The sequence below is a fragment of the Flavobacterium sp. GW823-FHT04A11 genome, assembly GCF_058796535.1.
Window position 1 is genome coordinate 1,443,178 of record NZ_CM179503.1, and the last position, 13,877, is coordinate 1,457,054.

A 13,877-nucleotide genomic window follows, 5' to 3' on the forward strand; every position below is an offset into this window, starting at 1 on the left:
TTGTAGAGCAATTGGAAAATTAAAATGAAAGAAAAAATCATAGCAAAAGCAAGCGATTTATTTTTAAAGTTAGGCTTTAAAAGTGTTACGATGGATGATATTGCGGGTGAAATGTGTATTTCAAAAAAAACGATTTACAAATATTTTTGTAACAAAGAGGTTTTAATTGAAGAAAGTACTTCGATGGTTCACAGACAAGTACATGAAATTATCGACTCTATTGTGGCTAAAAATTACAATGCGATTCAGGAAAATTTTGAGATTAGAGAAATGTTCAGAGACATGTTCAAAAACAATATGGATAGTTCTCCGATATATCAGTTAAAGAAACATTATCCTGAAATATATCAAAATGTGTTGTCTCATGAAATCGATCAGTGCACGCAGTATTTTACAGAAAACATACAAAAAGGAATTCGGGAGAAATTGTATCGTCCGGATTTAAATGTAGAGATCTACGTGAAATTTTATTACATATTAATTTTTCACATTAATGAAAATACAATTTCTGAGAGAGAGGCTCAGGAAGTAGAATTAGAAGCTTTGGAATATCATACCAGAGCAATGGCAACACCAGATGGAATACTAGAATTAGAAAAACAACTTAAAAAAATTATTACTTAATCATCAATCTATGAAACGAATAATTCTTATATTTTTGTGTACAATTGGCTTGACTGCCAACGCACAAGTCCAAACTTTAACCTTAAGAGATGCTCTTACGTATGCGCTTCAAAACAAGTCGGATGCTAAAAAATCTAAACTACAGGTTGAAAACAGTGAGTATCAAATTCAGGAAGTGCGTTCAAGAGCATTACCTCAAATTTCTGCAAACGGAAATTTAACGTACAACCCGGTAATTCAGACAACAGTTATTGACGGAGCATCATTTAATGCACCGGGAACTACAATTCAGGCAGCATTTGGTCAAAAATGGACTTCAACTGCTGGAGTTTCTTTGACTCAGGCAATCTTTGATCAATCTGTTTTTACAGGATTAAAAGCGGCGAAATCAACTCGTGAGTTTTATCTAATAAATGATCAGTTGACAGAAGAGCAGGTTATTGAAAGAGTGGCAAATAACTACTATTCAGTTTATGTTCAAAAAGAAAGATTAATTCTTTTAGACAGCAATTACGTAAACACAACAAAAGTTCGTGATATCGTAAAAGGACAATTTGATAACGGTTTAGCTAAAAAAATTGATTTAGATCGTATCGTGGTAAAAATGTCAAATATTGATACAGAACGTCAACAGATTAAAAATCAAATTACTTTACAGGAAAATGCTTTGAAGTTTTATATGGGAATGCCTATTGAAACTCAAATTGATATGCCAAAAGAAGAATTTGAAGTTATACCGGCTGCTTTAACAGAAGTTCCAAATGTGGAAAACAGAACAGAATATTTGCTTTTGAAAAAACAAGAAGAGCTTTTAGTGTACAATAAGAAAGCTGTAGAAGCCGGATATTATCCTACACTTTCGTTAACAGCAGGTTACAATTATATTGGTCAGGGTCCGGATATGCCTTGGTTTGCAAAACCAAAAGATGGCGTTTACTGGTCAGATTTCTCTGCAATTGGATTGAATTTACATGTGCCAATTTTTACAGGTTTTGGTACTCGCGCTAAAGTAAGACAGGCAGATGTGCAAATCAGATCGCTTCAGGAAGATATTAAAGACACTAAACTTTCTCTTGATTTAGATTACAGAAATGCAATGGCTGACATTGAGAATAATCTTGTAACAATTCAAAATCAAAAAGAAAATATGCGCTTGGCAACTGAAATCTTAAGCGATACAAAAAACAATTACCTTCAGGGATTAGCATCTTTAACAGATTTACTGGATGCTGAAAATGCATCACTTGAAGCTCAAAATAATTATACCAGAGCAGTTTTAAATTATAAAATTGCCGAAGTATCACTAATCAAATCAAAAGGCGAACTAAAAACTCTTATTAAATAACTAATTACAATGAAGAAAACTATTATAACAATCGTAATCATAATCGCGGCACTGGGTGTGATTGGATATATCTTAAATAATAATAAGAAAGAGAATAAGGCAAAAACAGATATCGTAGCGGAGAAAAATGCTGCAGTTTCTGTAAAAGTAACTCCGGTAAAAACAGAAGAAATTTCTTTGGACTTTGTGGCAAACGGAAACTTTCAGCCAATTCAGGAATTAACTTTCTCTGCTGAAAAATCAGGAAAAGTAATCAGCGTTTTAGCTAAAGAAGGAGACTACGTAAGAGTAGGTCAGACTTTATTGACAGTAAGAGGTGATGTAATCAATGTAAGTGCACAACAAGCAAAAGCTGTTTATCAAAATGCAAAATCTGATTATGAGAGATATGAAAATGCTTTTAAAACAGGAGGTGTTACAAAGCAACAATTAGATCAGGCAAAACTTGCTTTAACAAATGCACAATCTAGCTTAACTCAGGCAAACATTAATGTTGGAGATACAAAAGTAAAAGCGCCAATAAGCGGATTTATCAATAAAAAATATATTGAGCCGGGATCTATTTTAGCAGGAATGCCAGCAACGGCCTTGTTTGATATCGTAAACGTTTCTAAATTAAAATTAGTAGTTACTGTAAACGAAACTCAGGTTGCAAGCTTAAAAGTTGGCAACCACATTAATGTAACAGCGAGTGTTTATCCTGATAAAAATTTCTCTGGAAAAATTACTTTTATCGCTTCAAAAGCAGATGAGTCTTTGAACTTTCCTGTTGAAATCGAAATCACAAATAACGTAAACAATGACCTGAAAGCAGGTATGTACGGAACTGCAAATTTTGCATCAAACCAACAGAAACAAAACCTGATGGTTGTACCTAGAAATGCATTCGTAGGAAGTGTGAGCAGCAACGAGATTTTTGTAGTTGAAAAAGGTATTGCTAAATTAAGAAAAGTTACGGCTGGACGAATTTTAGGAGATAAAGTAGAAATTATCAATGGATTATCTGACGGTGAAACTGTAATTATTACAGGTCAAATTAACTTACAAGACGGTAATACTGTAGAAATTATTAAATAATTTAAAGCATTAAGCTATACGCCATAAGCATTAAGCTTATTGCCTAAAGCCTACAGCCTAAAGCAAAAAATATGAAATTAGCCGAAATATCCATAAAACGTCCGTCGTTAGTAATTGTATTGTTTACAATTCTAACACTTGGTGGATTGTTCAGTTACAGCCAATTAGGCTATGAGCTGATCCCAAAATTTGAACAAAACGTTATTACAATTTCTACTATTTATCCTGGAGCTTCTCCAAGTGAGGTAGAAAATACAGTGACCAAGAAAATTGAAGATGCGATTGCATCCTTAGAAAATGTCAAGAAAATTGACTCAAAATCGTACGAAAGTTTGTCAATTGTTTCGATTACTCTGACATCAAACGCAAAAGTCGATTTCTCTCTAAATGATGCACAGCGTAAAATAAACGCGATAATTAGTGATTTGCCAGATGATGTTAAAACACCGGCATTGACTAAATTCTCGCTGAGTGATTTACCAATTATGACGCTTGGTGCCAACGGAAAAATGGACGAAGCAGAATTTTATGACTTAATTGACAAAAAAATTGCTCCTATTTTATCTCGTGTACAAGGTGTTGCTCAGGTAAATATCATTGGTGGTTCTGAACGTGAAATTCAGGTAAATCTTGACGCTGTAAAAATGCAGGGTTACGGATTGTCTGTTCCGCAGGTACAACAAAATATTTTGACTTCGAACCTGGATTTCCCAACAGGAAACATTCAGACTCGTAATCAAAAAATATTAATTCGTTTAGCGGGTAAATATAAAAGTGTTGAAGAATTAAGAAATCTGGTAGTTTCTTCTCAAAACGGAATTCAGATTCGTTTAGGTGAAATTGCCGATGTTCAGGATACACAAAAAATTGCTGAAAAAATATCACGTGTAGATCAAAAAAGTGCTATTGTTTTACAAATTGTAAAACAATCTGATGCAAATGCGGTAGCAGTAAGTGAGCAGTTATTGAAAACAATTGCTACTCTTGAAAAAGATTATAAATCAAATCAGTTAAAACTGGAAGTAGCAAAAGACAGTACAATCTTTACTCTTGAAGCAGCAGATTCTGTAGTTCACGATTTATTGATTGCAGTAGTTCTGGTGGCATTTGTAATGTTGTTCTTCTTACATAGTATTAGAAACTCATTGATTGTAATGGTGTCTATTCCGGCATCTTTGATTGCAACATTTATTGGTATTTATTTGATGGGATATACATTAAACTTAATGAGTTTATTAGGATTATCTCTTGTTGTAGGTATTCTGGTCGATGACGCGATTGTGGTCCTCGAGAATATTTATCGACACATGGAAATGGGTAAAAGCCGTATTCGTGCTTCTTATGACGGAACTGCAGAAATTGGTGGAACTGTAACTTCGATTACCTTGGTAATTGTGGTGGTATTCTTGCCAATCGCGATGAGTTCAGGATTAGTATCAAATATCATCACACAGTTTTGTGTTACGGTAATTATTTCAACGATGCTTTCTCTTTTAGCTTCATTTACAATTATTCCTTGGTTATCATCTCGTTATGGTAAATTAGAGCATATTGAAGGAAAAAATTTCTTTGGAAGAGTAATTCTTGGTTTCGAAAGCTATTTAACTCGTTTTACAAACTGGGTTTCTGAATTATTGACTTGGTGTTTAGATCATTATATTAAAACTATTATCGTTGTTGTTGTATTGTTTTTTGCGTCAACAATTGGATTAATGGGTGGAGGTTTCATTGGTGGAGAGTTCTTTGCATCTTCTGATAGTGGGGAATTTTTAGTTCAAATCGAAATGCCAAAAGATGCTTCGTTAGAACAAACGAACTTCATGACTCAAAAAGCAGAAGCTTATTTGAAAGCTCAGGAATATGTTCACAGTCAAATTACAACGGTAGGACAAACCAGTGAAGGTTTTGGAGCATCGCAAGCTACAGCTTATAAAGCAGAGATTGACGTAAAAATGATCGAACAAAAAGATCGTACAGACGATGCAAATGTTTACGCTGCAAAAATCAAACGTAAACTGGAAAAAGTATTGGTTGGGGCAAAAGTAAAAACTGTTCCGGTTGGTATCTTAGGAACTGCCGAAGATGCAACTTTAGGATTAATTGTAACAGGTCCTTCTACTGAAGCCGCAATGAAATTTGCAAAATTAGCGGAAGCTGAATTACGTACCATTCCAGGAACAACAGAGATTAAATTAACGGTTGAAGACGGAAATCCTGAAATTAACGTTAAAGTAGACCGTGATAAAATGGCTGCTTTAGGATTGACACTTCAAACAGTTGGTTTAACGATGCAAACTGCTTTTAGTGGAAACACTGACGGTAAATACAGAGCCGGTGAATACGAATACGACATTAACATTAGATACAATGCTTTCGACAGAAAAAGTATTACAGATGTTAGTAATTTAATTTTCATTAATGCATCAGGACAACAAATTAAATTGTCTCAGTTTGCTGATATTACAGAAGGTGCAGGACCTAGCCAGTTAGAGCGTAGAGACAAATCTGCTTCTGTAACGGTAAAAGGACAAAACGTTGGGGTTCCTTCTGGAACAATTGTAACACAATGGCAGGCGAAGTTGGACAAACTTCAAAAACCGGCTGGTGTAAACTATATTTGGGGTGGTGATCAGGAAAATCAAAGTGAAGGTTTTGGTACTTTAGGAATCGCTTTATTGGCTGCTATTATCTTGGTTTACCTTGTAATGGTTGGACTTTATGACAGTTTCGTTCACCCGTTTGTAGTATTGTTTGCAATTCCGCTTTCGTTTATTGGTGCGATGTTAGCATTGGCTTTAACAAACAATTCATTAAACATCTTTACCATTTTGGGTATCATTATGTTGATTGGTCTGGTGTGTAAGAATGCGATCATGCTTGTCGATTATACGAACCAAAGAAGAGCAGCAGGAGAATCAATCAGAACAGCGTTAATTCAGGCGAATCATGCTCGTTTACGTCCGATTTTGATGACTACAATTGCGATGGTATTTGGTATGTTCCCAATTGCATTAGCATCTGGAGCAGGAGCTGAGTGGAAAAACGGATTGGCTTGGGTAATTATCGGAGGATTAATTTCTTCTTTATTCTTAACCTTGATTGTAGTTCCGGTAATTTATAATATCATGGAGAAAATTATTCATAAATTCTCTAAAGGAGAAAAAATCGATTACGAAGCTGAAATGGTTGCAGATTATGAGCACACCGAATTAAGCGAAGACGGTTTTAATCCTAAACATACCCATTAATTGATTTAATTTTAGAATGAAAAATCCCAAACTCCTTAATTGGAATTTGGGATTTTTTTATTGATATAATCTGAAGTTTAGAATTTTGAATTTACTTTTTAAGGTACAAGTAATGATTATAATAATCAATAATCGCTTTCCCTTCCAGCAAAACATCAGCACCAATAATTCCGTGCACGGCTTTTGCTTTATAAGCTTCTAACGCTTCGTTTACATGCGAAAGATCGAAAATAACCAAGCCAAAATCTGTGTTTTTCCAACTTCCGATTTGCAAAATGTTATGGGCAGAAACTTCTGTTTTCATTCCGGTTCCGCCGGCTCCTGAAGCTTTTGTTTTTGATTTTTTTGATGAAATTTCGAAACGTTCCATACTTTCAAAACCAATGCAGGTATTAGACGCTCCGGTATCTAAAATAAAATTTCCCGAAACACCATTTATTTTGGCTTTTATTAAAAGATGCTGTGTCTTGATAACTTTAAATTTTATTTTTTTATAGTTCTCTTTTTTGAGAACCTCGTGAAGATTTTCCATTTTTGGTAATGATTGAAAACCAAAATTAAGCCAATTACAATCAATAAACTAATGATGTAAAAGATATAATTGGTCGATTTTTCTTCTGCAGAAATAGATCCGTAATAAACAAACGAACTCCAATAATAAGGCGATTTCTTCGCATTCGGAATTGATTTGTCGTTCAGAAAAATAAATTTTGCATTTGCATTTGCTTCAAAATAAGGAACGTCATTTTTGATGTTTTTATAGAAATCAGCCATAAAAACAGATGTTGTATAATCGTTTACTTTCCATAATGAAAACAATAAATTCTGAGCGCCCGCAAACTGAAAACCTCTTGCGACACTCATTGCGCCTTCGGCTTTAAATAATTTTCCAATTCCGGTTTCGCAGGCACTTAAAACCACTAAATCCGGATTTATATTCAGATTATATAATTCGGAATACAAAACTTCCTGATCATAAAATTTAATGCTAGCCGGAGTTTCAATATCTCCCGAAGAAGCATGTGTACTTAAATGTAAAATAGAATATTGATTGGCATTATTTTTAAAATTGGAAAATGAAGCTTCAGCATTTTTTAAATATTTTCCTTTAAAATTGCTTCGAATCGATTCTAATTCCTTTTTAGAATAACTCAACTCAAAAGCTGTTTTTTCGAAAACGGGAAAAACACCCAAAACCGTTTTATACGATTTTGAAACAGCTTTCGAATTCAAATAAATATTTGCCGAAGTATTATACGAAATCTTAAAATCATTCAGTAAATAATGCATTTTGGCAAAATTCGTAGTTTTTGATTCTTGTGTAATTAATGCTTCAAAAGGAAGAAAATTCAAGATTCCATCGGGAACAATAATGAGGTTTTTGTAAACAGAATTATTAGGCAATTTTAGTAAATCATAAACATCTTTTCCATAGTGGTTATAGCCTGAAATATCATTTGTAATAGCATCAGCACTATTAAAATAATCAATAAACTGGGCAATTCTGGGAATACCAAGATGACCAATATTGATATGACTTAAAGCAATTCGACTATTTTGTAATGTGAAAAAATACAATCTTTCAGAACCCATAAAATAATAAACCATCATTGCTTTATCATTCTCTAATTTTGAAAACAGCGATTTCACATCACAATTTTCAGGAATATAATCTGGATTTTTAGATTGAACTTTTTTCAGCGAAAGCATTCCTTCATTTTGCTTTTTGATAAGTCGGTTTATTTCTGAAATATTCGCAGCATCTCCTTTTTGCTGTTCTTTTAAAATAGCATTATTTAAATTTTGAAGTTCCTGCAAAAGCTGTTTTTCTTCTGCGGAAGCATTTTTAATATTCGAACGATAACCTTTTAAAATTCCCGATTTTGTTTTTTCGGCTAATTGAAAAGCTTTTTCCAAATATTCAATTTTATTTTTTTTTTGATATAAATCGCTGTAAATCGTCAGGCATTTTTCAGTTCGATTTCTGGAACGTAATTGCGATATAATTTTTGAATTTTCATAAACCAGGGAATTCATCAATAAATCTTCTATATAAAAAGAAAGTTCAAAAGCTTTTAAAGCTCCTTTTGGCTGGTTAATTTTTAAAATTTCAGCCTGCAAATCAAGAGCATCCAATAAAACAGTTTCTGCATACAATTTGTTTTGATTTGGAGATATGTTTTTAGAGTTATAATTTGGAATCAGAACTTTAAAAACTTCTTTAATTTCTTTCGAGCTTTCAGCATATTTTCGTTGTTCAAAAAGTAACAGAGCTTTTTCATAATATAATTTTGCGATTTGCCTTGGCTGTCTCTTAGGAGTTTCAAAAAATAAACTTTCGGCTTTTTTCAAATAAGTATTTGCAACATCAAAGTTTTGCCATCTTATATTTAATGAAGCCAGATTTCTGTAACAATTTGACAAAGTTTCTGATTGGTTTTTTTCCTTTTCCAAAAGCTTAATAGCATTCTTAAATGATTTCTCAGAATTATCAGTTGAACCAAAAGTTGGTAAAAACTTGTTTGAATTCAGCATATAACTGTTTCCCAAATTATTCAATAAAATCCCTTTTTGAACATTCGATAAAGTCTCTGTTTTCAAGGCACTTTCTAACAATTCAATTGCCAGAGAAATTTTTCCCGAACTCTGATAAACATTCGATAAATTCAGAATCGCAGCAAATTTTTGTTTTTGCGCGTCAGGATATTCTTTAGAAGTATTTACAATAAAAAAATATTGTTTTATTGTGTTTTCCGCACTGTCGTAATCGCCCAAAACAGTGTATAAATTCCCTAAAGGTTTTAGGCAGAATTCTATTATATCGTAATTTGAAAGTTTTTGTTTCTGGTAAATCTGCCAGGCTTTTTCGTAACTCAAAATCGCCTTTTGAGTTTGCCCAAATTGGTTTTCATAATACGCTTTATTGCAGTTTAAAACCACAATTGCCAGAAATTCATCTTTGGTTTTTGGTTTTGGATTCCTCCAAAATTCAGCTTCTGTATGATTTAAATTTTCTATGGCTTTCGCCGAAGGATTCGCCACAAAAACATCAATTGCATTATATATTTTATCTTCAGGAGTAAGTGGTTTCTGCCCGAATAAAATCAGAGTTAAGAAGAAGAAAATATAGCAATATAATTTTGTCATAATAGTTATTTCACGGAGACACACAAAGAATCCACAAAGAATCACAAAGTTTTTTTGCCACGAATTACACGAATTTTCGCAAATCAAAGCTTAAAAACAGATTGTAAAAAATTAGTGTAAATTAGTGTAATTCGTGGCAACCTTTTTTAATAAACTTAGCGTATCTCTGTGCAAAACCTTCGCGCATCTCTGTGGTAAAACTTCTTAAAATTTCCATATCCCATAAAACTGAAAATAGTTAAAACCCTGTTCAAAATTAATCACATATCGCGCTCCTAAACTTGGACCAATTCTCGCAAAACCAGCAGTAAAATCAAACAAAAGTCCTGTTTTAAAATCAGCAAAAGAGTTTTTTACCGTATTAGATGTTGTCGTCGAACTGATTAAAAAATTGCCTTTATCACCTTCATACGTATCGATTTGTATGTTTTGATTTTGTTCTTCAGAGACATTAATATTCGCCTGAATTCCAGCGCCAACTCCGATGTAATTATTAATGTTATACCGAATCAAAACCGGAACTTCCCAATTGACATTCTTGTTTTCAGCCGTTGTGGTTGTGCGTACCAATTGCCTTACGCCGTTTGCATTTGTATTGGTGACATCTGAAATAGTCATTTTGCTATCGTATTTATTTAAAGCATTCGTCCATTCTGCCTGCCAATAAAACCGATAAGATTTAAAAGGCGAAATCGTTGCGCCCACAAAATAACTCGTCGATTTGTCTAAATCAGGATACAAATTATAACCGGCTTTTACACCAATCGAAATTCCGGGTAAGAATCTTGTCGTGGCGTAGTTGGTAATAATAGGTTCATTTTTGTCGAAAATAATAGCTGTTCTGCTTCGGGTTTTTACTTTATGAAAATCTTCGGCAAACTTCATGGAATATTTTACAAAACCTTTTGTAGAATCTTTTTCGTGAACATTTTTTTGCTCGCTTCCGGGCAGATAAATGTTTTTGAAAGTAAAGAAAATCTGTTTTTGCTTGATAATCGTATCCAGACAACTTACAGTAGGTTCTTCGCCTTTTGGACAAATCGGACATTTGGGATACATGTCTTCAATCTGGAATGTTTTTTTGTCAAACATATCCGGAATATCTGTTTCTAACCGAATCATTCTCGCCGGACCTTCGCCGTTGTTTTGAAAACGGGTTTTAAAATTCACTCTTTTAAAACGTACCAATCTGTAATTCATAAAACTTCCGTTAGAACCCATTTTATTTGGATCGTGAGAAGTGACAATTTCCATTTCCAGATTTTTTATTTTATGGTTTTTATAACTTCGGTTCGGAACAAAAATCCCGCGCATGGTAACTGTTGCGCTTGTATCTTTGATCATTTCCGGTGTCGTTTTAAAAGTATAAAAAACATTGCGAGTTTCTCCGGGATTTGCATCATCAAATTCTAAAACCGAAACATTATGATAGGTTTTATTGGCATCTAATAATGACGCATCAAGATCTTCTTCGGTAATTGTATTTCGATATTTTTTAAGTTTGACTGTATTTTCGGAAGAGGCCAGATACGATTTTGTGTCGTCAAGATCATCTGCAGAAGCAACAGCAATTTCTTTTACATCGCGTTCGTTTGCATAAGTCCTGAAATCAACCAATTCGAAATTATTGCTTTTAAATTGTTTCTCATTATAGAACAAATACAGTTTTCCGCTCGACACATAATTCTCCAGATTTTGATAACCTACTACGACTACCATTTCCTGTTCCGGAATAGGATCACAGTTTTTAATTATTGCAAATCCGTTTTGGTCTGCGATCGAGGCAATGTCTTTATAATTGGTATCTGTAATATCGTTTACAGCCACTTTTTTAGGTCGCGTTGCCGGTGGTTTTCCATTGTCGTAGTTGTTGGTTACGGCAAGTCTTGTGGTATAAGTTCCTTTGTTTTTATAAACATGTTTAGGTTCGGCTTCTTTGCTGTAATGGCCGTCGCCGAGTTCCCATAAATACGAATAACTGGGTTTTGGCGCACCCGCAATCGGAATTAAAGGTGGCGTTTCAGGTTTATAAGTAACAACGTTTCCGTTTTGGATAAAACCAATATTGGCTCTTCGGGTTATGGTGTCTTTTACTTTGGTTTGTCCTATTGAGAAAATAGAAAAGAGAATAAAGAAAAGAGACAGTTGTGGTTTCATAACTAGAGGTTTTTTAGCCCTGATAGCAGTGGAAATCCTTTTGTGCCGCTTCTTTAGCGGAACAAAAGATTGCAACGAATAGCAGGATTAGCTTCTGAAAATGATCAGAATTAATTTTAAAACAGGATTAAATGTAAAAAAAAGTGATGAGCAAATCACCACTTTTTCTTAAAAAGAATTTTGTAAGTTACTGAATAGCATTGATTGCGGCTACCAGTTGCGCTTCTGTGCCCACTGTTGTTTCGGCAATTGTAAAGGTATAAATGTCGTTTGCCGCAACGGTTACCGCTTTAATTGCATAACGCCATTGACCATTATCTTCAGTTACAAAAATCACGTGACAAGCTAAACCAATTGGAATTTGTCCGTAGTGCTCGCTAAATAATCCTTGTGCAGTATAAGTATCCAATTTTGCAAGTGCATTTGTTCCTTCGCCATCATAAGAAAGGTAAACAGCGCTGTTTTCGTTTGTATATCCATCAGGAACATCTACAAGAAGTGTTGTTTTTGGTCTTGGATCGCTGTAAAAACGGTCCACATTTGTCCATCCAAAATTACCGAATGTTACATAATAATTCGCTCCTTCGCCTTGTACGCCGCCTTTTCCGCCACCTCCAGTTCCGTCAGCATTTGGTCTTGCATCTTTCCAGGCCAATTCTCCTTTGTCATCAATTACACCATTCCATAATGTCATTGCATTATCAAGACCGTCAGTCAAAGCAGTTGGAACAATTAAATTCATGGTACAAGAAGTTTGAAGTTCAACTCCGCCTTGTGTTGCTTTAATAAAGAATTCTCCTCCGGAAATCAATAGGTTTTTCTTTCCGTCAGCTGTAATTCCCATTGTTGGTTTGTTGGTTACCAGCATCGTTCCTTTGTCAAAAAGTTCGATGTATTCAATCTCTACGGCTCCGGTTACAGGAGTTCCGTTTTTAGTTAAACAATCTCCGTTAATACTCAATTTTACTCCTTTTGCAGATGTTATGGTTTTAACTCCATCTCCGGCCGTGATGGTAAATCTTTGTTTTGTGCTTGATACCCCTTTTTCGCTAATGCTTTTAAATGCTCCAGAAGTTGGCGGAAGAACAATGTTATCATCTCCGTCGTTGTTGTTGTCGCAGCTTGCTAATGAAAATATAGCTAGTAATAAAAGTCCGAATTTTTTAAAATTTGTGTTCATGATTTCTAGTTTTAAATAGTTAATTATAGTTATAGATGTTCGGGGTTGAAATTTTGTTACCCCTGTTTTTCATTTTTTTTTAATTTATTTTGAAAAGCATTTTTCTTCGAATAAATTTCCGTCTTCGTCAAGTGCGACCAGAATGTCTTTTTTTCGCGAAAGCGTCATTATTAAACAGATCCAGATTACGGACCAAAATCCCAGTGTTAGGATCGTTAAAAAAAGATGCAGCGAATGATTGATTTCTTTTTTTTCTTTGGATAAAACAGCATAAGGCAATTTCTCGTTATGCTCAATTATCACAAATCCGTTTCTGATTTTGGCAGAAAGTTTTCTATGAAACTGATCCAGGTTTTTGTGTTCTATAAATTGGTAACTTTCCATTTCTCTTAATTTTTTAATTGTTTTAAAAGATTGTTGTTAACTTTATATCAACTTGATTTTATAATTGTTACCCCAATCGTTAAAATTTATTTTAAGATTATATTTACATTAGCTATTTAAAAGTTGTTTTATGGGCAAAATCAAAATTCATTCGGATCAAAAATATATTGAAGGACTTGCGGCCAATAATTCGGCAATCATCAAGGAGATTTATAAAAAATTTGTTCCTAAGGTTGTCTTTTATATAAAGAACAACTCCGGCGATCAGGATCAGGCACAAGATGTGGTTCAGGAAATCATGATTTTGCTTTTTAATCAGGCAAAAGCCAAAACGCTTCAATTAACTTGTCCGTTTGATGCCTACTTTTTCTTGTTGTGCAAAAGAAAATGGCTCAACGAATTGAAAAAAATATCAAATAAAGGGGTAACAATTCACGAAGATGTGGGATCTATAAATGAAGCCGGACTGGAATTGGCAGAGCAAACCGAACAGTTTAATGAAAAACAAAAGCTTTTTGACGCCATGTTTTTCAAATTGGGAGACAAATGTCAGGAATTATTAAAGCTGAGTTTTACCATTAAATCGATGGAAGAAGTCGCTGAAAAACTCAATGTAACATACGCTTATGTTCGCAAGAAAAAATCGTTATGCATTGGCCAGTTAACACAATGGATTCAGGAAAACAACCACTTTAAATCGCTAAAAAATAATTAG

General features: G+C 33.9%; 10 protein-coding genes. 5 read left to right on the forward strand and 5 right to left on the reverse strand.

Features of this window, described 5'->3' with window-relative positions; all coding sequences use genetic code 11:
* Positions 1–24 precede the first annotated feature (24 nt).
* The 4 genes from AC3QL1_RS06305 (at position 25) to AC3QL1_RS06320 (ending at position 6,294) form a co-directional block, all read left to right on the forward strand.
* Positions 25–624, forward strand: coding sequence for a TetR/AcrR family transcriptional regulator (locus AC3QL1_RS06305; protein ID WP_492496076.1), 600 nt, complete (start codon positions 25–27; stop codon positions 622–624).
* Positions 625–634: 10 nt separating this feature from the next.
* Positions 635–1,969, forward strand: a complete 1,335-nt coding sequence (locus AC3QL1_RS06310) for a TolC family protein (RefSeq protein ID WP_492496077.1) — start codon at positions 635–637, stop codon at positions 1,967–1,969.
* A 9-nt stretch (positions 1,970–1,978) separates the two neighbouring features.
* Positions 1,979–3,046 (forward strand): efflux RND transporter periplasmic adaptor subunit, encoded by a 1,068-nt coding sequence (locus AC3QL1_RS06315; RefSeq protein ID WP_492496079.1) that lies wholly within the window; start codon positions 1,979–1,981, stop codon positions 3,044–3,046.
* A 71-nt stretch (positions 3,047–3,117) separates the two neighbouring features.
* A complete protein-coding gene (locus AC3QL1_RS06320; RefSeq protein WP_492496081.1) occupies positions 3,118–6,294 on the forward strand; it encodes an efflux RND transporter permease subunit in 3,177 nt (1,058 codons plus the stop codon).
* A gap of 91 nt (positions 6,295–6,385) precedes the next feature.
* Here AC3QL1_RS06320 and AC3QL1_RS06325 read toward each other — a convergent pair whose 3' ends face one another.
* The 5 genes from AC3QL1_RS06325 to AC3QL1_RS06345 all read right to left on the reverse strand — a co-directional run bounded on the left by AC3QL1_RS06325 (position 6,386) and on the right by AC3QL1_RS06345 (position 13,162).
* Entirely contained in the window at positions 6,386–6,826 is a 441-nt protein-coding gene (locus AC3QL1_RS06325; RefSeq protein ID WP_492496082.1) for a retropepsin-like aspartic protease, read from the reverse strand.
* On the reverse strand, positions 6,778–9,441 hold the full coding sequence (locus AC3QL1_RS06330; protein WP_492496084.1) for a CHAT domain-containing protein: 2,664 nt from the start codon (positions 9,439–9,441) through the stop codon (positions 6,778–6,780). The genes AC3QL1_RS06325 and AC3QL1_RS06330 overlap by 49 nt, the downstream gene beginning before the upstream one ends.
* A gap of 204 nt (positions 9,442–9,645) precedes the next feature.
* On the reverse strand, positions 9,646–11,598 hold the full coding sequence (locus AC3QL1_RS06335) for a PKD domain-containing protein (RefSeq protein ID WP_492496086.1): 1,953 nt from the start codon (positions 11,596–11,598) through the stop codon (positions 9,646–9,648).
* 187 nt (positions 11,599–11,785) lie between these two features.
* The gene (locus AC3QL1_RS06340) at positions 11,786–12,778 is read right to left on the reverse strand and encodes a hypothetical protein (protein ID WP_492496087.1); all 993 of its coding nucleotides are present in this window, start codon (positions 12,776–12,778) and stop codon (positions 11,786–11,788) included.
* Positions 12,779–12,862: 84 nt separating this feature from the next.
* On the reverse strand, positions 12,863–13,162 hold the full coding sequence (locus tag AC3QL1_RS06345) for a hypothetical protein (protein WP_492496089.1): 300 nt from the start codon (positions 13,160–13,162) through the stop codon (positions 12,863–12,865).
* Positions 13,163–13,292: 130 nt separating this feature from the next.
* Here AC3QL1_RS06345 and AC3QL1_RS06350 point away from each other — a divergent pair, with 130 nt between their 5' ends.
* Positions 13,293–13,877 (forward strand): RNA polymerase sigma factor, encoded by a 585-nt coding sequence (locus AC3QL1_RS06350; protein WP_492496090.1) that lies wholly within the window; start codon positions 13,293–13,295, stop codon positions 13,875–13,877.